2 protein-coding genes (1 of these 2 only partly in view) are annotated in these 26,188 nt (G+C 74.4%); both read right to left on the reverse strand.

Annotated features, from left to right (window positions below):
- Positions 1 to 11,457, reverse strand: partial view of a type I polyketide synthase gene (locus tag ACLJQF_RS25640; RefSeq protein WP_410612237.1) — the 5' portion only. Its footprint begins 3,783 nt before the window's first position; only the first 11,457 of its 15,240 coding nucleotides appear in the window; the start codon lies at positions 11,455 to 11,457; the stop codon falls past the left edge of the window.
- Positions 11,458 to 26,010 (reverse strand): SDR family NAD(P)-dependent oxidoreductase, encoded by a 14,553-nt coding sequence (locus ACLJQF_RS25645; RefSeq protein WP_410612239.1) that lies wholly within the window; start codon positions 26,008 to 26,010, stop codon positions 11,458 to 11,460.
- Positions 26,011 to 26,188 lie beyond the last annotated feature (178 nt).

A 26,188-nucleotide genomic window follows, 5' to 3' on the forward strand; every position in this document is an offset into this window, starting at 1 on the left:
CGCGGCGGCGAACGTGCGTTCCTCGGGCCGGTCGCGGCGCACCAGCGGCACGGCCACGACGTCTTCGCCGAGGCAGTCCGCGGCCATGGCGCTGAGCACGGCGTCCGGCCCGATCTCGAGGAACGTCCGCACGCCCTGGCCGGCCAGGGTGGCGACGGCGTCGGCGAACCGGACCGACGCGCGCGCCTGCCGCACCCAGTAGTCCGGTGTGGACAGTTCGGGACCGGCGAGCGCGCCGGTGACGGTGGAGACCACGGCCCGTTCGGCCGGGTGGTAGGTCAGTGTCTCGGCGACAGCGGCGAAGTCGGCCAGCATCGCGTCCATCCGCGGGGAGTGGAACGCGTGGCTCACCTTGAGCCGCTTGGTCCGCACGCCCGCCGCGGCGAACCCGGCGGCCAGTTCGAGCACGACGTCCTCGTCGCCAGAGACGACGACCGAATCGGGCCCGTTCACCGCCGCGATGCCGGCCCGGCCGCCGGTCTTGGCCACCTCGGCGGCCACGGCTTCCTCACCGGCGCGCAGCGAAACCATCGCCCCGCCCTCCGGCAGGGCTTCCATCAGCCGGCCGCGCGCGGCGACCAGCTCGGCGGCGTCGGGCAGCGACAGCACCCCGGCGACGTGCGCGGCGACCAGCTCGCCGATCGAGTGGCCCGCGAGGTGGTCGGCCCGCACGCCCCAGCTCTCGCCCAGCCGGAACACGGCCAGCTCCACGGCGAACAGCGCCGGCTGGGTGTAGGCGGTCCGGTCGAGCAACGCGGCCTCGTCGGTGCCCGGCTCGGCGAAGACGAGGTCCCGGATCGAGTGCTCCAGGTGCGGGTCGAGGTGGGCGCAGGCCTCGTCGAACGCGTCGGCGTAGACGGCGAACCGGTGGTGGAGTTCCCGGCCCATCCCGGCGCGCTGGGCACCCTGCCCGGTGAACAGCACGGCGAGCGGACCGGTGGCGGTTTCACCCGAGACGACATCGGGCGTGGGCGTGCCCGCGGCGAGCGCCGCCAGTCCCGTCCGGAAGTCCTCGGCGGTCGTCCCGAGCACGACGGCGCGGTGGTCCAGCGCCGCCCGGCCGGTGGCGAGGGAGAACCCGACGTCCACGGGACTTCCGTCCACTTCGGACAGCCGAGCCGCCTGTGCCCGCAGCGCGGCCACCGACCGGCCCGAGACCGGCCACGGCACCGGCCCCGCCAAGCGCCCCAAGGCGGCCTTCGGTGCGTCTGACGCACCCAAGGCGGCCTTCGGTGCGTCTGACGCACCCAAGGCGGCCTTCGGTGCGTCTGACGCACCCAAGGCGGCCTTCGGTGCGTCTGACGCACCCAAGGCCGCATTGGGGCGCTCTGGTTCTTCGATGATGGTGTGCGCGTTGGTCCCGGAGATGCCGAAGGAGGAGATCCCGGCCCGGCGCGGGCGGTCGGCCGGCCAGTCCCGGGCCTCGGTCAGCAACTCGACCGCGCCCGCCGACCAGTCCACATGGGACGTCGGCGCGTCGACGTGCAGCGACTTCGGCAGCACGCCGTGGCGCATCGCCATGACCATCTTGATGATCCCGGCGGCCCCGGCGGCGGCCTGGGTGTGGCCGATGTTCGACTTCACCGAGCCCAGGTACAGCGGCGTCGAACGGTCCTGGCCGTAGGTGGCCAGCACCGCCTGCGCCTCGATCGGGTCACCCAGGGTCGTCCCGGTGCCGTGCGCCTCGACGACGTCCACATCGGACGGTGCCAGGCCCGCGTTCGCCAGTGCCGCCCGGATCACGCGCTGCTGCGAGGGCCCGTTCGGCGCGGTCAGGCCGTTCGACGCGCCATCGGAGTTGACCGCCGAACCACGGACGAGCGCCAGGACTTCGTGGCCGTTGCGCCGCGCGTCCGACAGCCGCTCCAGCAGGAGCAGACCGGCCCCTTCGGCCCAGCCGGTGCCGTCGGCCGCCTCGGCGAACGGCTTGCACCGGCCGTCGGGGGCCAGCCCGCGCTGCCGGCTGAACTCGATGAACGCGCCGGGGGTCGACAGGACCGTCACCCCGCCGGCGACGGCCATCGTGGACTCCCCCTGGCGCAGCGACTGGCAGGCCAGGTGCAGCGCGACCAGCGACGACGAGCACGCCGTGTCGACCGCGACCGACGGCCCCTCCAGCCCGAAGGTGTAGGAGACGCGCCCGGCGATGACGCTGGTGGTGTTGCCGGTCAGCAGGTGCCCCTCGACGCCCGCAGACCGGGCACTTTCACGTGAAAGTGCCGCGCCGAGCAGGGTGACGTAGTCCTGGCCGTTGGTGCCGGCGAACACCCCGGTCTTCGTGCCGCGCAGCGAGTGCGGGTCGATGCCCGCCCGCTCGAACAGCTCCCATGACGTCTCCAGCAGCAGGCGCTGCTGCGGGTCCATCGCGAGGGCTTCGCGCGGTGAGATGCCGAAGAAGGCCGCGTCGAACTCCGCCACGCCGTCGAGGAAGCCGCCCTCGCGGGCGTAGCTGCGGCCGCTCTTGCCCGGGTCCGGGTCGTAGAGCGCGCCGACGTCCCAGCCGCGGTCGGCCGGGAACGGCGCGATGCCGTCGCCGCCGGCGCCGACCAGCCGCCAGAGGTCTTCCGGCGAGCGCACGCCGCCCGGGTAGCGGCAGCTCATCGCGACGATCGCGATCGGGTCGTCGTCGATGGCGGCCGCGGCGACGGGCAGGTCCGGGGTTTCGGCGCCGAAGATCTCGCCGAGCAGGCGATCGGTCAGGTCCGCCGGGGTCGGGTGGTCGAACACGAGCGTCGAGGGCAGGGCCAGGCCGGTTTCGGCGGCCAGCCCGTTGCGCAGCTCGACGGCGGTGAGCGAGTCGAAGCCCAGGTCCTTGAAGGGCCGGACCGGCTCGATGGCCCCGGCACCGTCGTGGCCGAGGACCGCCGCGGCACGGGCGCGCACGACGTCCAGGAGCACGCGACGGCGTTCGGGTCCGGGCAGCGCGGCCAGGCGGGTGGTCAGCTCGGCCGTGCCACGTTCGGTGCGTTCTTCGCCGACGGCGAATTCGGGCAGTTCGCTCATCAGCGGCCGGGTCCGGGCGGCCGCGTACGACGGCGCGAACCGCGCCCAGTCGACGTCGGCGACGACGACGGTGGTCTCGTTCAGCTCGACGGCCTGCAGGAGCGCGCGCATCCCCAGCTCCGGGTCGAGCGGGCGGAGGCCGCGTCGGCGAAGCAGCTCTTCACCTTCTTCGGAGGCGCCCATGCCGGCGCCCGCCCACGGGCCCCAGGCGATCGACGTCCCGGCGCGCCCGGCCGCGCGACGGCGTTCGGCGAGGGCGTCGAGGTGCGCGTTCGCCGCCGCGTAGGCGCCCTGGTGACCGCTGCCCCAGACCCCGGCGATCGAGGAGAAGAGCACGAAGGCCTGGAGATCGCCGAGCAGCTCGTCGAGGTGGACGGCACCGGCCACCTTGGCGCCGACCACCTCCGCGAAGTCCGATGTGGACGATCCGGCGATCGGGGTGAACCGGCCGTGTCCGGCGGCGTGGAAGACGGCACGGATGTCCCGTCCGGCAATGACTTCCGCCAGTGCGGTGCGGTCGGCGACGTCGCAGGCCACGATCTCGGGCTCGGCGCCGAGATCACGCAGCTGCGCCGCGAGCTCGCCGGCGCCCGGGGCGTCCGGGCCGCGGCGGCTGAGCAGCAGCAGGTGCCGGGCGCCGCGGCCGGCCAGGGTCCGGGCGAGCGCGCTGCCCAGTGCCCCGGTGCCGCCGGTGATCAAGACGGTTCCTTCGGGCTGCCAGCCGCCGGGCTCGGCACCCGCCGGGGCGCGGACGAGCCGGGGCACGAACGCGCCGGACGCCCGCAGCGCCACCTGGTCTTCGCCGGTGCCCGCGGCCAGGAGGGCGGCGAGCCGGTCGTGGCCGCGGTCGTCGAGGGTGGCCGGGAGATCCAGGAGGCCGATTTCGCGGCCGGTGAGTTCGAGGATGGCGACCCGGCCGAGGCCCCAGACCTGCGAGAGGGCCGGCTCGGGTGCGGTGTCGGACCGGCCGGTGCGCACGGCTTCGGTAGTGCCGAGCCAGAGCGGGCCGGGCAGGTCCGCCTGCAGCACGGTGAGGGCCTCGTCGAGGTTCGCCGGGAAGGCGAGCGCTCCGGCGATGTCCGGCACCGCACCGAGGCGCCCGACGGGCACGGTGTGGACCTCGGCACCCCGCTCGGCCAGGCTCTCGGCGATTCCCGCGGGTGCGGTGCCGACGAGCAGCCAGGTGCCGGACAGCCGGCCGGCCGCGATCGGGTGCGGCCGCCAGGCGACGCGGTAGCGCCACGATTCGAGGGTGCTCGCCTCGCGGTGGCGGGTGCGCCAGGCCTGGAGCGCGGGCTGGATGGCGTCGGCGAGGTCTTCGCCGACGGCCAGGTCCCGGGCCAGGTCGCCGTGCTCGACGGCGGCCCAGAACTCGGCGTCGGCGGTGTCGGTGGCCGCCTGCGGGCGGGCGGGTTCGAGCCAGTACCGCCGGTGCTCGAAGGGGTACGTCGGCAGGGCGACGGCCCGCCCGGCCGAACCGGCGTACAGGCTCGCCCAATCGAGGTCGACGCCGGCGACGTGCAGCCGGGCCAGCGCGGTGTACAGGGTGCGTTCCTCGTCGCGGTCGCGACGCAGCACCGGGATCGCGGTGCCCGGGACCATCGAGCTGAGCACCCCGTCCGGCCCCAGCTCCAGGAACACCCCGACCCCGGCCGCGTCCAAAGTGGACACACCGGCGGCGAACCGGACCGTCTCCCGCACGTGCCGCACCCAATACTCCGCCGTGAACGACGAAGCGAGAGCACCGCTCACATTCGAGAGCACCGGAATCTCCGCCGGGTGATACGTCAAAGACTCCGCCACCGCGCGGAACTCGGCCAGCATCGGATCCATCAACGGCGAATGGAACGCGTGACTCACAGCGAGCCGCTTGGTCTTCGGGAACCGAGCCGCGATCGCCAGCACCGCGGCCTCGTCACCCGAGATCACCACCGACTCCGGCCCGTTCACCGCCGCGAGGGAAACCCCTTCGGTCAGCTCGATCTCGGCCTCCGGCGCGGCGATCGAGACCATCGCCCCACCCGGCGGCAGAGCCTGCATCAGCGACGCCCGCGCCGACACCAGGCGACAGGCGTCCTCCAGGGACAGCACCCCTGCCACGTGGGCGGCCGAGATCTCGCCGATCGAATGCCCGGCCACGAAATCGGGGCGCACACCCCACGAAGAAACCAGGCGGAACAGCGCGACCTCGACCGCGAACAACGCGGGCTGGGTGAACTCGGTCCGCTCCAGGCGCTCGGCGTCGTCGAAGGCGGCCCGCAGCTCCGGGCCGAAGTGCGCGCACACCGCGTCGAAAGCTTCGGCGTACACCGGGAACCGGTCGTAGAGCCCCAGGCCCATGCCCACCCGCTGGGCACCCTGGCCGGTGAACAGGACCGCCAGCAGGGCGTCCCGGTCGGCCGTGCCGGTGACCACGGCGGTGTCGGTGCCGCCGTCGGCGAGCACACCCAGCGCCCGGTCGAGCTCGTCGCCACTCGCGACGAGGACCGCGCGGTGGTCGTGCGTGGCGCGGGTGAACGCCAGCGAGTAGGCGAGATTCTGCGGTGCCACGTCCGTCGCGCGGAGCAGGCCGGCCTGGGCACGCAACGCCGTGGCGCTCCGGGCCGACAGCGGGACGAGCGGCGGCGTCGCGTCCGGACCCACCGCCGGAACCGCGACGGGCTCGGCTTGTTCGAGGACCACGTGCGCGTTGGTGCCGCTCACGCCGAACGCCGAGACGGCGGCGCGGCGCGGGCCGTCGGACGTCCACTCCCGGTCTTCGGTGAGCAGCTCGACGGCGCCGGCCGACCAGTCCACTTGCGACGATGGCGTGTCGACGTGCAGCGTGCGCGGCAGGAGACCGTGCCGCATGGCGAGCACCATCTTGATCACCCCGGCCACACCGGAAGCCGACTGCGTGTGCCCGATGTTGGACTTCAGTGAGCCGAGCCACAGCGGCCGGTCGCGGTCCTGGCCGTACGTCGCCAGCAGCGCCTGCGCCTCGATCGGGTCGCCCAGCCGAGTGCCGGTGCCATGTGCCTCGACCGCGTCGACGTCCGAAGCAGACAGACCGGCGTTCGCCAGCGCGGCCCGGATCACCCGCTGCTGCGAGGGACCGTTCGGCGCGCTCAGGCCGTTCGACGCACCATCCTGGTTCACTGCCGAACCGCGGACCACGGCGAGGATCTCGTGGCCGTTGCGCCGGGCGTCCGACAGCTTCTCCAGCAGCACGAGACCGACGCCTTCGCCCCAGCCGGTGCCGTCGGCGGCGTCGGCGAAGGACTTGCAGCGGCCGTCTGCGGCGAGGCCGCGCTGGCGGCTGAACTCGACGAACGCCGCCGGGTGCGCCATCACGGTGACCCCGCCGGCGAGGGCCATCGAGCACTCGCCCTGCCGCAGCGACTGGCACGCCAGGTGCAGCGCGACCAGCGACGACGAGCACGCCGTGTCGACGGTGACGGCCGGGCCCTCCAGCCCGAACGTGTAGGACAGGCGGCCGGAGACGACGGCCGGGGCGCTGCCGGTCAGCAGGTAGCCTTCGGAGCCGCCGGACTCGTCGCGCGCGCCGACGCCGTACCCGGAGGACGTCGCGCCGACGAACACGCCGGTTCCGCTGCCGCGCAAGGACTCCGGGTCGATGCCCGCGCGCTCGAACACCTCCCACGACGTCTCCAGGAGGACCCGTTGCTGGGGGTCCATGGCCAGGGCTTCGCGCGGCGAGATGCCGAAGAAGCCGGCGTCGAACTGCGCAGCCGTGGTCATGAACCCGCCTTCGCGGGTGTAGCTGGTGCCGAGGTTCGCCGGGTCCGGGTCGTAGAGCGCGGCCAGGTCCCAGCCGCGGTCGGCGGGGAACGGGCCGACGCCGTCCGCGCCGCCGGCCAGGAGGCGCCACAGGTCCTCCGGCGAGGACACGTCCCCCGGGTAGCGGCAGCCCATGGCGACAATGGCGATCGGCTCGGCGGACGCGGTGGGCACAGCCGTCGTCGTGGCGGCTTCGGCCCCGGTCACCTCCCGCAGGAGGTGGCCGGCGAGGGCGCGCGGGTGCGGGTGGTCGAAGACCACGGTCGACGGGAGGCGGACGCCGGTCGCGACCGTCAGCCGGTTGCGGAGTTCGACGGCGGTCAGCGAGTCGAAGCCGAGTTCGCGGAAGGCCCGGTCGGCGGGGACGGCCGCACCGGACTCGTGCCCCAGCACGGCGGCGGCCTGCGCGCGCACGAGGTCGAGGACGTGGTGCGCGGCCTCCCGCGGCCCGAGCCCGCGCACGGCGTCGGCGAGGCCGGGACCGACCTCGGTGACGACCTCCTCGGCGTGGACTTCCGCCAGGTCCTCGATCAGCGGACGGCGCCGGGCCGCGGTGAACCCGGCGGCGAACCGCGGCCAGTCCATGTCGGCGACGGCCACGAAGGTCTCGTCGGCGTCGAGGGCGTGCTGCAGGGCGGCGAGGGCCCGGTCCGGGTCCATTTCCCGCAGGCCGCGGCGGCGCAGGTGGTCCTTCGCCTCGGCGCTGCCCGCCATGCCGTCCCCGGCCCAGGACCCCCAGGCGACGGACGTCGCTTTCCGCCCGGCCGCCCGCCGCCGGACGGCGAGCGCATCGAGGTGCGCGTTCGCGGCGGCGTAGGCGCCCTGGCCGGCGCTGCCCCAGACCCCGGCGTTGGAGGAGAAGAGGACGAAGGCGTCGAGGTCGTCACCGAGGAGTTCGTCGAGGTGGTCGGCGCCGCCGGCCTTCGCCGCGAGAACGTCGGCGAAGTCCTCGACGCTGGTGTCCGCGATGGTTTTCGCTTGGGGAAGCCCGGCGGTGTGGACGACGGCGCGCACGTCCTCCAGGTCGCGGACGAGCGCGGCCACGGCGTCGCGGTCGGCGAGGTCGCAGGCGGCGAAGGTGACCCGGCAGTCCAGCTCCGCGGCGAGTTCGGCGGCACCGGGCGCACCGGCGCCGCGGCGGCTGACGAGGACCAGGTGGTCGGCGCCGGACCGGGCCAGCCACCGGGCGACGTGCCCGCCGAGGGCGCCGGTGCCGCCGGTGACGAGGACGGTGCCTTCGGGTCGCCAGTGCTGGGCGGGTTCGCTCGCGGGTGCGTGGGCGAGCCGGCGCGCGAAGAGGCCGGAAGCTCGGACGGCGACCTGGTCTTCGTGGTCGAGCCCGGAGAGAACGGCGGCCAGGCGGCGAGCGGCCCGGCGGTCGAGGGTGGTGGGGAGGTCGACGAGGCCGCCCCAGCGTTCCGGGTGTTCGAGACCGACGACCCGGCCGAGGGCCCAGATCTGGGCGGAATCGGCGGCGGGGGCCTGGTCGCCGGGCAGGGCGGCGACGGCGTGGTGGGTCAGGAGCCAGAGGGGCGCGGTGGTGCCGGCGAGCGCCTGGGTGAGGAGGAGGGTGCCGGGGGCATCGGGGAGGACGGAGACGACACCGGCGGCATCGGCAAGGCCCGCAGCCCCGCCACCCGCGGCGACCGGCCCGGCGGCGAGCGCACCACCACCGCCCGGCCACTCGAGCACCACCGGCTCCGCACCGGCGGCCGCGAGACAACTCGTCACCTCCGTCGTGTCCGTGCCGGGCGGAGCGACCACCACCCAGCGGCCGGACAGCACCCCTTCCGCCGGATCGGCGAGCGGCTTCCACTCCACCCGATACCGCCAGGCATCCACAGTGGACTTCTCCTGGCGCAACCGCCGCCAGCGGGCCAGGGCGGGCAGCAGCTCGGCGAAAGTCGTCTCGGCGGGGACGTCGATCAACTCGGCCAGCGCGCCGAGGTCACCACCGTCGACCGCCGTCCAGAAGCGGGCGTCCGCGGGGTCACCCGCCGCGGTCTGCCGGGGTGCGTCGAGCCAGTACCGCTTGCGCTGGAACGCATACGTCGGCAGGTCGATCACGCGCCCATCGGGAAACGCCGGCGTCCAGTCGACCGGCACCCCGGCCACGTGCGCCGAAGCGAGCGCCGTGTGGAAGCGGCTCAGCCCGCCGTCGTCCCGACGCAACGAGCCGAGCGCGACCACGTCGTCGCCGATCGCCATGGTCAGGACCGGGTGCGGTGAGGCCTCGATGAACGTCCCGAAGCCCTCGCTCTTCAACCGCTCGACGGCGACGTCCAGCCGCACCGGGCTGCGCAGGTTCCGGTACCAGTACTCGGCGTCGAGAGCACCGTCGGCCCACTCGCCGGTCACCGTCGAGAAGAACGCCGTCTCCCCCGCGCGCGGCACGATCGGGCCGAGGACCTCGAGGAGTTCCTCCCGCAGTTCCTCGACCTGAACGGAATGCGACGCGTAATCGACCGGCACCCGCTTGGCCCGGATCCCGTCGGCCTCACAGGAAGCGATCAGCGCCTCCAGATCGCCCGGCGAGCCGGAAACCACCACCGCGGCCGGACCGTTCACCGCTGCGATCGCCAGACCGTCCCCGAGCCGCTCTTCGACCGTGGACAGCGGCGCCGCCACCGACACCATCCCGCCACGGCCGGCCAGGGCCAGGATCGCCTTGCTCCGCAACGCAACGACCCGAGCACCGTCCTCAAGGGACAGCGCACCCGAGACGACCGCGGCCGCGATCTCGCCCTGGGAATGCCCGACGACGGCATCGGGAACCACCCCGAACGACCGCCACAGCTCAGCCAGCGACACCATCACGGCGAACAGCGCGGGCTGGACCACGTCGACCCGGGCGAGCGCGGCCGCGTCCGCCAGGACCTCCCGCAGCGACCAGTCCACAAAGGACGACAAGGCCACCGCGCACTCGTCGAGACGCGCGGCGAACACCGGCGAGGACGCGGCCAGCTCCAGCGCCATCCCGGCCCACTGCGACCCCTGCCCCGGGAAGACCAGTGCCACCTTGCCGCGGGCCGCCGCCTCCCCGGTGACCACCGCCGGACTCGGCGAACCGGCCGCGAGAGCCGCGAGCCCGCCCGCACCGGTGACGACCGCACGATGGTTCAGCAGCGCCCGCGACTTCACCAGCGAGAACCCGACGTCGACCGGGTCGCCGTCGTGCGCGAGGAGCGCGGCCGCCTGCGCCCGCAAGGCTTCCGGAGAACCCGCCGACACCACCCACGGCACCGGTCCCGAGGCCGCCCGCGGCGGCAGGGGCTCCTCCGCGGGCGCCTGCTCCAGGATCACGTGCGCGTTCGTCCCGCTGACCCCGAACGACGACACGCCGATCCGCCGCGGCTGCCCGGTCTCCGGCCACGGCGTCGCCTCGGTGAGCAGCCGCACGTCACCGGCGCTCCAGTCCACTTGGGACGACGGCGTGTCGATGTGCAGCGACCGCGGCAGCAGTCCCCGCCGCATGGCCTGGACAGACTTGATGATCCCGGCCACCCCGGCGGCGGCCTGGGTGTGCCCGAGGTTGGACTTGACCGAACCGAGCAGCAGCGGCCGGTCCGCCGCACGGCCGCGACCGTAGGTGGCCAGCAGCGCCTGTGCCTCGATCGGGTCGCCCAGCGTCGTTCCGGTGCCGTGCGCCTCCACCGCGTCGACGTCCGAAGTGGACAGACCAGCGCGCTCCAGCGCGGCCCGGATGACCCGCTGCTGCGCCGGCCCGTTCGGCGCGGTCAGGCCGCTGCTCGCGCCGTCCTGGTTGACCGCCGAGCCGCGGACGACGGCGAGCACCGGGTGGCCGTGGCGACGCGCGTCGGACAGGCGCTCCACCAGCAGCATCCCGGCGCCCTCGCCCCAGCCGGTGCCGTCGGCCGCGTCGGCGAAGGGCTTGCACCGGCCGTCGGCGGCCAGGCCGCGCTGGCGGCTGAACGCGGTGAACGTGCCCGGGGTGGCCATCACCGTGACGCCGCCGGCCAGGGCCAGCGCGCAGTCGCCGAGCCGGACGGCCTGGCAGGCCAGGTGCAGCGCGACGAGCGACGACGAGCACGCCGTGTCGATCGTGACGGCGGGGCCTTCGAGGCCGAGGGTGTAGGCGATCCGGCCGGAGGCGACGCTGCCCGCGCTGCCGTTGCCGAGGAAGGCCTCGAACTCCGCGAACACCTCGGGCGCGAGCAGCAGCCGGGCCGCGTAGTCGGAGTACATCACCCCCGCGTAGACGCCGACCTTCTCGCCGCGCACCGACGCCGGGTCGATGCCCGCCCGCTCCAGCGCCTCCCAGGACACCTCCAGCAGCAGCCGCTGCTGCGGGTCCATGGCCAGGGCTTCGCGCGGGGAGATGCCGAAGAACCCGGCGTCGAAGTCGGCCGCGTCGTGCAGGAACGCACCTTCGCGGGTGTAGCTGGTGCCCGCGCTGCCGGGGTCGGCGTCGTAGAGCGCTTCGAGGTCCCAGCCGCGATCGGCGGGGAAGGCCCCGACCGCGTCCTCCCCCGCTTCGAGCAGCTCCCACAGCTGTTCGGGGCTGCGGACGCCGCCGGGGAACCGGCAGCTCATGCCGACGATCGCGACCGGTTCCTGCGCGCGGTCTTCGTTCTCCTGCAGCCGCCGTCGGGCTTCGCGCAGGTCGGCCGTGGCGCGCTTGAGGTAGTCCAGGAGCTTCTGTTCGTTCGACATTCAGGACATCCCCAGTTCGTCGTCGAGGAGCTCGAAGATCTCCTCGGCGGTGGCGTCGGCCAGTTCCGTGCCGGGTTCCGTCCGGCGGTCGTCGGTCGCGGTCCACCGGGCCAGCAGTCCGCGCAGGCGCTCGGTGATCAGGTCGCGTTCGCCGGCCCCGGGTTCGGTCGCGGCGAGCACCGCGGTCAGCCGGTCCAGTTCGGCGTGGACGGGCAGGACGACCTGCGCTCCGCCGGAGGGCAGGTCGGCGCACAGGTGCTTGGTGAGCGCGTCCGGGTTCGGGTAGTCGAAGATCAGCGTGGCCGGCAGCCGCAGCCCGGTCACGGCGCCCAGCCGGTTGCGCAGTTCCAGCGCGGTCAGCGAGTCGAACCCGAGGTCGAGGAAGCCGCGGCCGGCCTCGACGGCGTGGCCCGACGCATACCCGAGCACCGCCGCCACCTGGCCGCGCACCACCTCGTCGACGAGGCGGAGCTGGTCGGCTTCCGACAGCCCCGCCAGCCGTTCGGCCAGCCCGGGGCCGGCCGGGACACCGTCGCGCACGGTCCGCCGCACCGACGTCCTGATCAGCCCGCGCAGCAGCGGCGGCACCTCGGCCCGGGCCCGCCAGGCGGCGAGGTCCAGCGCGACCGGCATGAGCAGCGGCTCGCCGGTCCCCAGGGCGAGGTCGAACAGCCGCAGCGCGCGATCCGTCGGCAGGGCACGGACCCCGGACCGGCCGAGCCGGGACACGTCGTCGTCGCCGAGGTGCGCGGTCAGGCCGCTGCGCGCCTCCCAGAGTCCCCACGCGAGCGAGGTGGCGGGCAGTCCCCGGCCGTGGCGGTGCTGGGCGAGGGCGTCGAGGTAGGCGTTGGCCGCCGAGTAGCCGGCCTGGCCCGCGCCGCCCATCGTCGTCGCGAAGGAGGAGAACAGGACGAACGCGTCGAGGTCCAGGTGCTCGGTCAGCTCGTGCAGGTGCCGGGCGGCGACCGCCTTGGGCCGGAGCACGGTGTCGAGCCGCTCCGGGGTCAGTGCTTCGAGGACGCCGTCGTCGAGTGCGCCCGCGGCGTGCACCACCGCCGTCAGCGGGTGCTCGGCGGGGATCGTCGCCAGGGCGTCTTCGAGGGCGGCCCGGTCGGCGACGTCGCAGGCGAGCGCCGTCACCGACGCAGGCAGTTCGCCGAGGTCGGGTGCGCTGCGGCTGAGCAGCAGCAGGTGCCGGACCCCGTGGACGGTCACCAGGTGCCGGGCGAGCAGGCCGCCGAGCACGCCGCTCGCGCCGGTGACCAGGACGGTCCCGTCCGGGTTCCAGGTGTGCTCTCGCCGCGGCGCGGCCGTCCGTGCCAGCCGCGGCACGTGGAGTTCGCCGCCGCGCAGCGCCAGCTGGGGCTCGCCGGACGCGGCGGCCGAACCGGACCAGGCGGCGAGGTTCTCGGTCGTGTCGACGTCGAGGAGGACGAACCGGTCCGGGTGCTCCGACTGCGCCGAACGCACGAGCCCCCAGACGGCCGCCGCGGCGGGGTCGGCGGGCGCCTCCCCGACAGCCGATTCGGTGACCAGGACCAGCCGCCCGGCTCCGGCCAGGAAGTCCTGCAGGATCTCGAGTGTCCGAGCCGTCACGTCGCCGCGGCACTCCGTGTAGGCGACCGGCCCCGGCTCGCCCAGCGGCACCGCCGGAGCGCCCGGCTCGGCGTCCAGGCGCTGCCAGGTCAGGGTGAAGAGGGCATCGGCGCCGTGGTCCGCGGCGGCGGCCAGCTGCCCGGCCGAAATCGGCCGCATCACCAGGGATTCGGCTTCGGCGACCGGCGCGCCGGTTTCGTCGGTGACGGCGACCGAGACGCCGTCCGCACCGAGCGCCCCGAGCCGGACCCGCAGGGTGGTCGCGCCGGTCGCGTAGAGCCGGACGCCGGTCCAGGCGAACGGCAGCCGGGCGCCGGCCTGGGCGCTGGTCAGGCCGATCGGGTGCAGGGCCGCGTCGAGCAGGGCCGGGTGCAGGCCGTAGCGGGCCGCTTCGGCGCGCTGGTCGGCGGGCAGGACGACCTCGGCGTAGAGGTCGTCGCCGTGCCGCCAGGCCGCCCGCAGGCCCTGGAACGCCGGGCCGTAGCGGTAGCCGTGGCCGGCGAGGGTGTCGTAGTGGCCGTCGACCGGCAGGGGTTCCGCGCCCGGCGGCGGCCACGCGGTGAGCGCCGTGCCCGGCTCGGCACCGACGGCCAGGATCCCTTCGGCGTGCCGGGTCCAGTCGAGGTCGTCGCCGGGTCGCGAGTGGACGGTCACCGCGCGGCGGCCGTGCTCGTCGGCGGCTTCGACCCGGACCTGGAGGGCGACGCCGCCGCGGCGGGGCAGCACCAGCGGCGCCTGCAGGGTCAGCTCTTCGACGGTCGCGCAGCCGACCTGGTCACCGGCCTGCACGGCCAGCTCGACGAACGCGGTGCCCGGCAGCAGCACGGTGTCGCCGACCGCGTGGTCGGCGAGCCACGGGTGCGTGCTCAGGGAAATTCGGCCGGTGAGCAGGGTGGTGCCGGTGCCCGCGACGGCCACGGCCGCGCCGAGCAGCGGGTGCCCGGCATCGGTCAGGCCGAGCCCACCGGCGTCACCGGCGGTGGCGGCGGTCCACTGTGGCCAGTACCGCTCCCGCTGGAACGGGTAGGTCGGGACGTCGGTGAACCGGGCGCCGGGGAAGGCCGGGGTCCAGTCGACGTCGACGCCGTTGACGTGCGCCTCGGCCAACGCGGTGTAGAAGCGGGCGAGCCCGCCGTCGTCCCTCTTCAAGGAACCCAGTGCGAGGACGTCGTCCCCGAGTGCCATGGTCAGCACCGGATGCGGCGAGGCCTCGACGAACGTGCCGAACCCTTCGCGCTTCAGCTGCTCGACGGCGATGTCGAGGCGCACGGTCCCGCGCAGGTTCCGGTACCAGTACTCGGCGTCCACAGTGGATCCGTCGAGCCACTCGCCGGTCACCGTGGAGAAGAACGCCGTCTCCCCCGTTCGCGGGGTGATCGGGCCCAGTACTTCGAGGAGTTCCTCGCGCAGTTGCTCCACCTGCACCGAGTGCGACGCGTAATCGACCGGGACGCGCTTGGCGCGGATGCCGTCGGCTTCGCAGGCCGCGATCAGGTCGTCGAGGGCGCCCGGCTCGCCGGACACCACCACGGCGGCCGGTCCGTTCACGGCCGCGATCGAGATTCCCTCGGTCAGCCGTTCTTCGACGGTGGCAAGCGGGGCGGCCACCGACACCATCCCGCCGCGACCGGCCAGGGCCAGGATCGCCTTACTGCGCAGCGCCACCACCCGGGCGCCGTCCTCAAGGGACAGTGCGCCCGAGACCACGGCCGCCGCGATCTCGCCCTGGGAGTGCCCGACGACCGCGTCCGGCACGACGCCGAACGACCGCCACAACTCCGCCAGCGAAACCATCACCGCGAACAAAGCAGGCTGCACGACGTCGACCCGGCTCAGAGCTTCCGCGTCGGCCAGCACGTCACGCAGCTGCCAGTCCAGAAAGGATTCGAGCGCGGCGGCGCAGTCGTCCAGGCGGGCCGCGAACACCGGCGAGGATCCGGCCAGTTCGAGGGCCATCCCGGCCCACTGCGAACCCTGGCCCGGGAAGACCAGGGCCACCTTGCCGGGCGTCCCGGCGATGCCCGTGACCGCGTTCGCCGCCGGTGTTCCCCCGGCGACGGCGGTCAGCGCGTCGGCGCCGAGCACCACCGCGCGGTGCGGGAACCGCGACCGGGCCGTGGCCAGGGAGAATCCGACGTCCGCCGGGTCCGCGTCCACCTCGGCGAGGGCGGCCGCCTGGTCGCGCAACGCGGCTTCGGTCCGGCCCGACAGCACCCACGGTACCGGTCCGGAGACCGGCTCGCGTTCCTCGGCGACGACGTCGGGCGCCTGCTCGAGGATCGTGTGGGCGTTGGTGCCCGAGATGCCGAACGACGACACCCCGGCCCGCCGGGGACGATCGGAAGTCCAGTCCCGCGACTCGGTGAGCAGCTCGACCGCACCGGCCGACCAGTCCACATGGGACGAAGGCGCGTCCACGTGCACGGTCTGCGGCAGGACACCGTGCCGCATCGCCATGACCATCTTGATGATCCCGGCAACCCCGGCCGCGGCCTGGGTGTGCCCGAGGTTGGACTTCACCGAGCCGAGCCAGAGCGGCGTGGCCCGGTCCTGCCCGTAGGTCGCGAGCACGGCCTGCGCTTCGATCGGGTCACCCAGGGTCGTCCCGGTGCCGTGCGCTTCCACAGTGTCCACTTCGGACGGCTTCAGGCCCGCGTCCGCGAGCGCCGCCCGGATGACGCGTTGCTGCGACGGGCCGTTCGGCGCGGTCAACCCGTTGGACGCGCCGTCGGAGTTCACCGCCGACCCCCGCACCACGGCGAGCACCCGGCGGCCCTCGCGCAGCGCGTCCGAGAGCCGCTGCACCAGCAGCATTCCCGCGCCTTCGGAGAACCCGGCGCCGTCAGCGGCCTCGGCGAAGGCCTTGCACCGGCCGTCCGCGGCGAGGCCGCGCTGGAGGCTGAAGTCGACGAACATGCCGGGGGTCGCCATCACGGTCGCACCACCGGCGAGGGCCATCGAACACTCGCCGCGCCGCAGCGCCTGCACCGCCAGGTGCAACGCCACCAGCGACGACGAACACGCCGTGTCCACCGTCAGCGACGGGCCTTCGAGACCGAACACATAGGACAGCCGGCCGGAGACGACGCTGGCCGCGTTGCCGACGCCGGCGTGGCCGTCCAGGGACTCGGTCGAGCGTTCCAGCAGGGCCGGGTAGTCCTGGCCGTTGGTACCCGCGAAGACGCCGATCCGCGCGCCCCGCACCGAAACCGGGTCGAGCCCGGCGCGTTCGAAGGCTTCCCAGGACGTCTGCAGGAGCAGCCGCTGCTGCGGGTCCATGGCGAGGGCTTCGCGCGGCGAGATCCCGAAGAAGCCGGGGTCGAAGCGGGTGGTGTCGGCGAGGAAGCCGCCCTCGCGGGCGTAGCTCTTGCCGGTGGCGCCGGGCTCGGGATCGTAGATCTCGTCGAGGTCCCAGCCGCGGTCGTCCGGGAACGACGTGATGCCGTCGCCGCCCGCGGCGACCAGCCGCCAGAGGTCCTCGGGCGAGCGGACCCCGCCCGGGAACCGGCAGCCGATACCGACGATGGCGATCGGCTCGTCCGCGGCGATTCCGGTGGCCGCTCCGGCTTCGGCCGAGGACCCGGTGCCGAGCAGCTCGCCGAGGAACCCGGCGAGGACGGTGACCGTGGGGTGGTCGAACACCAAGGTCGCGGGCAGCCGCAGGCCGGTCGCGGTGGCCAGCCGGGTGCGCAGCTCGACCGCCGTCAGCGAGTCGAAGCCGAGTTCGGAGAAGGCGCGTCCGACGTCGACGGCGGCCGGGGACGCGTGCCCGAGCACGGCCGCGGCCTGCGCGCGGACCAGGTCGACGAGCACGCGCTGGGCGTCCGCCGCGTTCAGCCCCACGAGCCCGGCGGCGTATCCGGACGGCTCGGGAGCGGTCTCCTCGTCGGCTTCCGGCAGCTCGGCGAGCAGCGGCCGGCGGCGGGCGGCGGCGAAGGCCGGGGCGAACCGCGGCCAGTCGACGTCGGCGACGACGACGGTGGTGTCGTCGAGGTCGAGGGCCCGTCCGAGCGCGGTCAGCGCCAGCTCGGGGTCGAGCGGCGGGACGCCCTCGGCCACCAGTCGGGCGCGGTCGACGCCTTCCTCGGCGTCCCAGACGCCCCAGGCGATCGACGTCGCGGCCTGCCCGCGGGCCCGGCGGCGCTCGGCGAGCGCGTCGAGGTGGGCGTTGGCCGCCGCGTAGGCGCCGTGGGCACCGCTGCCGACGACCGCGGCGATGGAGGAGAACAGGACGAAGGCGTCGAGGTCGTCCGGGAGCAGGGCGTCGAGGTGGTCGGCGGCGTCCGCCTTCACCCGGCACGCGCGGTCCAGGAGGTCCGGGCCCGTTTCGGCGAGGGGTGCCAGGTCCGTGACGCCGGCGGCGTGGAACACCGATCGCACCGGCCCGTGAGCGGCGAGCACCGCGGCGAGCTGGTCGCGATCGGCGACGTCGCACCGTGCCTCGAGCACTTCGGCGCCGTGCAGGGTTTCCACGCCGGGCAGGGCCGCCGCGGCGAGCACGATCCGGGTGGCACCCCGGGTGATCAGCCAGCGGGCGAGCCGCACGGCCGCGTGGCCCTCGACGTCGGTGACGAGGACCGTGCCCTCCGGGCGCCACCGCCGGACGGGTTCGGTGGGTTCGGTGTGCACGAGCCGGCGGGCGAAGACGCCGGAAGCGCGCAGCGCCACCTGGTCTTCGCCGGTGGTCCCGGCCAGGACGGCGGCCAGCTTCGCCGCGGTGGCTTCGTCGAGGACCGGCGGCAGGTCGACCAGGCCGCCCCAGCGGGTGGGGTGCTCGAGCCCGGCGATCCGGCCGAGCCCCCACACCCGCGCCTGAACGGGGTCGGGCGCGCGGTCGCCGGGTCCGGTGGCCACCGCTCCTTCGGTGAGGAGCCAGAGCGGGGCGTCGAGACGGGTCAGTTCGAGGGCGGTCGCGGTGTCCGGCCGGACGGCCACCACGCCGGTCAGGTCCTCGGCGTCCTGGACGATCTCGGCGCCGTGCGCGGCCAGGACGTCCCGGACGTCACCGTCTCCGACCACGAGCCAGCGGCCGGAGAGGCGGGCGGGCGGGGTGGCGACGGGCCGCCAGGCGATCCGGTAGCGCCAGGAGTCCGTGGTGGCCTCGTCGTGGCGGCGGCTGCGCCACTTCGCCAGGGCGGGCAGGACGGCGTCCAGCGGGGCGTCCTCGGGGAGGTCGAGGGCGCCGGCGAACGCCGGGACGTCCTGGTCGCCGACGACGTCCCAGAAGCGCTGATCAGCTTGGACCGGCTCGGCTTCCGGGACGTCGAGCCAGTAGCGTTCGCGCTGGAAGGCGTAGGTCGGGAGGTCGGCGGCGGGCGCACCGGCGAAGGCCGGGGTCCAGTCGACGGCGACCCCGTTGACGTGCGCTTCGGCGAGCGCGGTGTGGAAGCGGGTGAGGCCGCCGTCGTTCTTGCGGAGGGAGCCCAGCGCGACGACGTCGTCCCCGAGCGCCATGGTCAGCACCGGGTGCGGCGAGGCTTCGATGAACGTGCCGAAGCCTTCGCTCTTCAGCCGCTCGATCGCGCTGTCGAGACGGACCGTGCTGCGGAGGTTCGTGTACCAGTACTCGGCATCCACCTGTTCGTCCCACTCGCCGGTCACCGTCGAGAGGAACGCCGTGTGCCCCTGCTGCGGGGCCACCGGCGCCAGGACGTCCAGCAGCTCGTCGCGCAGCTGCTCGACCTGGGGCGAGTGGGACGCGTAGTCCACCGGCACCCGCTTCACGCGGATGCCGTCCGCGCGGCAGGCCGCCATGAACTCGTCCAGGGCTTCCGGTGCGCCGGAGACCACGACCGCCGCCGGGCCGTTCACGGCGGCGACCGAGACTCCTTCGGTCAGCCGTTCCTCGACGGTTTCCGCGGAGGCCGCGACCGACACCATGCCGCCGCCACCGGCCAGGGCCAGGATCGCCTTGCTGCGCAACGCCGCCACGCGAGCGCCGTCCTCAAGGGACAGTGTGCCCGCGACGACGGCGGCGGCGATCTCGCCTTGGGAGTGGCCGACCACCGCGTCCGGCACCACTCCGAACGAACGCCACAGCTCGGCGAGGGAGACCATCACCGCGAACAACGCGGGCTGGACGACATCGACCCGGCTCAACGCCTCCGCGTCGGCCAAGACCTCGCGCAGCGACCAGTCCACAAGGGACCCGAGAGCCGCGGCGCACTCGTCGAGGCGAGCCGCGAACACCGCCGATGACTCCGCCAGTTCGAGCGCCATCCCGGCCCACTGCGCGCCCTGACCGGGAAACACCAGCGCCACCTTGCCCGGTTCGCCCGCCTCTCCGGTGACGACGTTGGCCGCGGGAGCGCCCTCGGCGAGCGCGGCGAGGCCGCCGGCGAGATCCTCGCCGACCACGACCGCGCGGTGCCGGAACAGCGACCGCGCGGAAACCAGCGCCACCCCGACCGACGCGGCCGGAAGCTCACCTCGTCCGAGCAGCGCGGCCGCCTGCGCCCGCAACGCACCCGCCGTCCGGCCGGAGACGACCCACGGCACAACCGGCCCCGAGCGCCCCAATGTGGCCTTCGGTGCGTCAGACGCAACCAAGGCGGCCTTCGGTGCGTCTGACGCAACCAAGGCCGCCTTGGGGCGCTCGGGCTCCTCCAGGACCGCGTGCGCGTTGGTGCCGCTGACGCCGAACGATGAGACGCCCGCCCGCCGTGGGCGGTCGCCTTCCGGCCACTCGCGGGCTTCCGTCAGCAGCTCGACCGCGCCCGCCGACCAGTCCACATGCGACGAAGGCGCGTCGACGTGCAGCGTCCGCGGCAGGACGCCGTGCCGCATCGCCATCACCATCTTGATCACGCCGCCGACCCCGGCCGCCGCCTGCGTGTGGCCGATGTTCGACTTCAGCGAGCCCAGCCACAGCGGCGTTTCGCGGTCCTGGCCGTAGGTTTCCAGCAGCGCCTGCGCCTCGATCGGGTCGCCGAGGGTGGTGCCGGTGCCGTGCGCCTCGACGGCGTCCACTTCGGACGCCGTCAGTCCCGCTTCGGCCAGTGCCTGGCGAATCACCCGCTGCTGGGCCGGGCCGTTCGGCGCGGTCAGGCCGTTCGACGCGCCGTCCTGGTTCACCGCCGTCCCGCGGACGACCGCGAGCACCGGGTGACCGTTGCGGCGGGCGTCGGACAGCCGTTCCACCAGCAGGAGGCCGGCGCCCTCGCCCCAGCCGGTGCCGTCGGCGGCGTCCGCGAACGACTTGCACCGGCCGTCGGCCGCGAGGCCGCGCTGCCGGCTGAACTCGACGAACAGCGCGGGCGTCGCCAGCACCGTGACCCCGCCGGCCAGCGCCAGGTCGCACTCGCCCTGCCGCAGCGACTGGCACGCCAGGTGCAGGGCCACCAGCGACGACGAACACGCCGTGTCCACGGTGATCGCCGGGCCTTCGAGCCCGAGCGCGTAGGAGATCCGGCCGGAGGCGACGCTGCCGGCACTGCCGTTGCCGAGGTAGCCCTCGTAGCCCTCCAGTCCACTTCGGACGTTCTGCAGCCGGGTGGCGTAGTCCTGGTACATCACGCCGGCGAAGACGCCGGTCCGGCTGCCGCGCACCGCGTCCGGCACGATCCCGGCGCGCTCGAACGCCTCCCACGCGACTTCCAGCAGCAGCCGCTGCTGCGGGTCCGTCGCGGTCGCTTCCCGCGGGGACATGCCGAAGAACTCGGCGTCGAAATCGGCGGCGTCGTAGAGGAATCCGCCTTCGCGGACGTAGGACGTCCCGCCGTGGGCGGGATCGTCGTCGAAGAGATCGGGCCAGCCCCGGTCGGCGGGGAACGCCGAAACGGCGTCGCCACCCTCGGCGACCAGCCGCCAGAGGTCGTCCGGGGAGGTGACCCCGCCCGGGTAGCGGCAGCTCATCGCGACGATCGCGATGGGCTCGTCGGCGCCGGCCTTCTTCGTGACGGCGGTGTCCGCCGTCCGCCCGGCTAGGTGGGCGGCGAGCACCGCCGGGGTCGGGTGGTCGAACACCAGCGTGGCGGGCAGCCGCAGGCCAGTGGCGGCGGCGAGGCGGTTGCGCAGGTCGACCGCGGTCAGCGAGTCGAACCCGAGGTCCTTGAAGGCGCGGGCGGGGTCGACCGCCTGCGCCGACGCGTACCCGAGCACGGCCGCCACCTGCGTCCGGACCAGGTCGAGCAGGCCCTCTTCGGACAGCTCGCCGACGTGCCCGCCGGCCGCGGCGGTGCGGCGCGCGGGCGGCGGGAAGAGGCCGCGGAACAGCGGCGAGACAGCGCCTTCGGCCGCCTGCCGGCGCAGTGCGGCGGCGTCGAGGGCGATCGGGACCAGCGCGGCCGGGCCCGCGGCGACGGCGCGGTCGAACAACGCCAGGCCCTGCGCGGTGTCCAGGGGCCGCACGCCGGAGCGGCCGAGCCGGTCGCGCGCGCGGTCGTCGAGGTGCCCGGTCATCCCGCTCGCCTCGGCCCACAGGCCCCAGGCGAGCGACACGGCCGGCTGTCCGGCCGCCCGGCGTCGCTGCGCGAGGGCGTCGAGGTAGGCGTTGGCGGCGGCGTAGTTGCCCTGTCCGCTGCCGCCGGTGGTGCCCGCGGCGGCGGAGAAGAGCACGAAGGCGGTGAGCTCGGTGGTCAGCTCGTCGAGGTTGCGGGCGGCGGCGGCCTTCGGGCGCAGGACCGCGTCCAGCCGCTCCGGGGTGAGGGTCTCGACGACGCCGTCGTCGAGCACACCGGCGGCGTGCACGACAGCGGTGATCCGGTGCTTATCTAGGACTTCGGCGAGCCGGTCGCGGTCGGCGGCGTCGCAGGCGACGAAGACGGCGTCCGGCAGGTCGGCGGCGAGTTCGGCGGCGCCGGGGGCGTCCGCACCACGGCGGCTGAGCAGGACCAGTTTCCGGACGCCGTGCTGCCGCGCGAGGTGCCGGGCGACGAGTCCGCCGAGCTTGCCCGAGGCCCCGGTGACGAGGACGGCGCCGTCACCCCAGTCCGGCGTCTCCCCGGTGGCGGTGACGCGGGCGAGGCGGGGCACGAACAGCCGTCCGTCGCGCACGGCCGTCTGCGGCTCGGGCGGGACGACGGGGTGGTCCGGGTCGTCGGTGTCCAGCAGCGCGAACCGGCCGGGGTGTTCCGACTGGGCGGAGCGCACGAGCCCCCACGCGGCGGCGAGGCCGGGATCGGGGGCTTCCCCGTCGTGCACCGCGACGGCGCCGCTGCTGACGAAGACGAGAACTTCGGGGCGGTCGGCGGCGAGCCACTCCTGGACGAGCCCGAGCACGCGGTGGACCGGCGCCCCGCCGATCGGTTCGAAGACCGCCTCAGGTGCGGCAGGGGTCGACACGCGTGATCCGGAAGCCGACACGCGTGCTTGAAGGGTCGACACGGCACCGGAGCCCTGCGCGGTCGTGTCGGCGCCGGAATCACGCGTGTCGGCGTTCTGAGCACGCGTGTCGGCGATTTCGGTCCAGGTGACCTGGTACAGATCGTCGGTGGTCCGGTCGAGGCCGCCGTCGGGGAGTGGGCGGAGGACGAGGGACGCCGCCCTCGCGACCGGAGCGCCCGACGGGTCCGCGACCTCGACCGTGACCTCGTCCTCGCCGCGGCGGGTGAGGCGGACGCGAAGGGCCGAAGCGCCGGTCGCGTGCAGGGTCACGCCCGTCCAGGCGAACGGCAGGCGGGCCAGTCCGTCCTCGGTGGACACGGCCAGGGCGAGCGGGTGCAGGGCCGCGTCCAGCAACGCCGGGTGCAGGCCGAAGCGGGCGGCGTCGCGGTCCTCCGGCAGTGCGACCTCGGCGAAGATCTCGTCGCCGCGGCGCCACGCCGAACGCAGGCCCTGGAAAGCAGGCCCGTAGCCGTAGCCCGCCGCCGCGCGGAGGCCGTCGTAGAACCCGTCGAGGTCGATCCTGGCCGCGCCCTCGGGCGGCCAGGAGTCCAGGGTGAACCCGGCTTCGGGGGTGCCAGGCGCGAGTACGCCGGTGGCGTGCCGGGTCCAGGGATCGTCCTCGTCGCGCCGCGAATGGACCTCGACGCCGCGCCGGCCGGTCTCGTCGGCCGCACCCACCTGGACCTGCAGCGCGCGGGCGCCGCCGTCCGGCAGGGTCAGCGGGGTTTCGAGGGTGAGCTCCTCGACCGTGCCGCAGCCGGCGCGGTCACCGGCCTGCACGGCGAGTTCGACGAACGCGGTGCCGGGCAGCAGGATCGTGCCGTGCACGGCGTGGTCGGCCAGCCACGGCTGGGCCTGCGGGGAGACCCGGCCGGTGAGCACCAGGCCGTCGCCCGCGGACAGGGCGACCGCCGCGCCGAGCAGGGGGTGCCCGGTGGCGCTCAGGCCGAGCGCGCCCGCGTCGCCCGGCTCCGCGGCCACGGCGGGCCAGAACCGTTCGCGCTGGAAGGCGTAGGTGGGCAGGTCGACCGTGCGGGCGCCGGGGAAGGCCGGGGTCCAGTCGACAGCCACGCCGCGGACGTGCGCCTCGGCGAGCGCGGCGTGGAACCGGGTCAGGCCGCCGTCGTTCTTGCGGAGGGAGCCCAGCGCGACGACGTCTTCGCCGAGCGCCATGGTCAAAACCGGGTGCGGGGACACCTCGATGAACGTGCCGAAACCGGCGCTCTTCAGCCGTTCCACGGCGGTGTCCAGGCGGACTGTGCTGCGGAGGTTGGTGTACCAGTACTCGGCATCCACACGTTCGTTCCACTCGCCGGTGACCGTGGAGATGAAGGCCGTCTCGGCTTGGCGGGGCGTGATCGGCGCCAGAACGTCGAGCAGCTCGTCCCTCAGCTGCTCCACCTGGGGCGAGTGGGAGGCGTAGTCGACCGGGACCCGTTTCGCGCGGATCCCGTCGGCTTCGCAGGAATTGATCAGCTCATCGAGGGCTTGGGGTTCGCCGGAGACCACGACCGCGGCCGGGCCGTTAACCGCCGCGATCGACAGTTCCCCGGTCAGCCGCGCCTCGACCGTCTCCAGGGGTGCGGCCACCGAGACCATTCCGCCGCCACCGGCCAGCGCCAGGATCGCCCTGCTGCGCAACGCGACCACCCGAGAACCGTCCTCAAGGGACAGCGCACCCGAGACCACAGCCGCGGCGATTTCGCCCTGGGAGTGGCCGACCACCGCGTCCGGGACCACGCCGAACGAACGCCACAACTCCGCCAGCGACACCATCACGGCGAACAACGCGGGCTGCACGACATCGACGCGGCCCAGTGCTTCCGAGTCGGCCAGCACCTCACGGAGCTGCCAGTCCACAAAGGACTCCAGGGCGGTGGCGCATTCGTCGAGACGGGCCGCGAACACCGGCGAGGACTCCGCCAGTTCGAGGGCCATGCCCGCCCACTGCGATCCCTGGCCCGGGAAGACCAGCGCGACCTTGCCCGGCGCACCCGCTACCCCGGTGATGACGTTCGCCGCCGGAATTCCCTCGGCGAGCGCCGTGAGACCGCCGGCGAGATCGCCGATCACAACCGCGCGGCGCGGGAACGCTGAACGGGTCGTGACCAGCGAAAACCCGACGTCCGCCGCCGGTGCTCCGTGCCCGGCCAGCGCGGCGGCCTGGGCTTGCAGCGCGTCGGCGGTCCGCGCGGACAGCACCCACGGCACCGGGCCGTCCACGTTCGAAGGCGCCGGTTCCTCGCCGACCGGCGCGGCTTCGAGGATGGCGTGGGCGTTGGTGCCGCTCATGCCGAACGCGGACACGCCCGCGCGCCGGGGCTCGCCGGTCTCCGGCCAGGGCCGGGCCTCGGTGAGCAGCCGGACCCCGCCGGCCGCCCAGTCGACGTGCGACGTCGGGGCGTCGACGTGCAGCGTCCGCGGCAGGACGCCGTGCTGCATGGCCAGGACCATCTTGATCACCCCGGCCACGCCCGCGGCGCCCTGGGTGTGCCCGACGTTCGACTTCAGCGAACCGAGGTACAGCGGGTCGTCGCCGGTGCGGGCCCGGCCGTAGGTGGCCAGCAGGGCCTGCGCTTCGATCGGGTCGCCGAGGGTGGTGCCGGTGCCGTGCGCTTCGACCGCGTCGACCTGCTTCGCCGAGAGCCGCGCGCTGGCCAGCGTGTCGGCGATCACGCGCTCCTGCGCGGGGCCGTTGGGTGCGGTGAGGCCGTTGGACGCGCCGTCGGAGTTGATCGCCGAGCCGCGGACGACCGCGAGCACCGGGCGGCCGTGGCGCTGGGCGTCGGACAGCCGTTCCAGGACCAGCATGCCGGCGCCCTCGCCCCAGCCGGTGCCGTCGGCGGCGTCGGCGAAGGACTTGCAGCGGCCGTCGGGGGCCAGGCCGCGCTGCCGGCTGAACGCGACGAACGCGGCGGGGGTGGACAGGACGGTCACGCCGCCGGCAAGCGCGAGCGAGCACTCGCGGCGGCGGAGCGCGTGACAGGCCCAGTGCAGCGCGACGAGTGAGGACGAGCAGGCCGTGTCGACCGTGACGGCGGAGCCGGCGAGGCCGAGAAAGTACGCCAGCCGGCCGGAGACGACGGCGGTCGCGGTGCCCGTGAGCAGGTGACCTTCGAGGTTGTCGCCGGCGCCGCGCAGGAGGTTCGCGTAGTCCTGGCCGGTGTTGCCGACGAAGACGCCGGTCTCCGAGCCGGCCAGCGACGCCGGGTCGATGCGGGCGCGTTCGATGGCCTCCCAGGTCGTTTCCAGGAGCAGCCGCTGCTGGGGGTCCATGGCGAGGGCCTCGCGCGGGGAGATGCCGAAGAACCCGGCGTCGAAGTCGGCGACGTCGTGCAGGAAGCCGCCGGACGCGGTGTGCGAGGTGCCGGGCCGGTCCGGGTCGGGGTCGCGGAGCCCGTCGAGGTCCCAGCCGCGGTTCGCGGGAAACCCGGTGACGGCGTCGGTGCCCGCGGCGACCAGGTCCCACAGCTGTTCGGGGCTGCGGACACCGCCGGGCAGCCGGCAACCCATGCCGACGATCGCGATCGGTTCCTGCTCGGCTTCTTCGACCGCCTGCAGCCGCCGGCGCGTCTGGTGCAGAGTGGTCGTGACCCACCTGAGGTGCTCGCGCAGCGTCTCCTCGTCGGCCATGTCAGTGCCACCAGCCTTTTCTCCAGCGAAGTGCGGACACCCGGCACATCCGCGCGCCGAAGTGGCATCAAAGCGAGGCTATGGGACCGGTTTTGGGCCTACAACCCCTAATAATCCCCCTTAACAGGGGCCCCTACGCAGGGAAATCTCGCTTCCGGCGACACTTTTTCAGCGCGGC

Origin of the sequence: Amycolatopsis sp. lyj-109 (assembly GCF_046548995.1) — a bacterium.
GTDB lineage: Bacteria > Actinomycetota > Actinomycetes > Mycobacteriales > Pseudonocardiaceae > Amycolatopsis.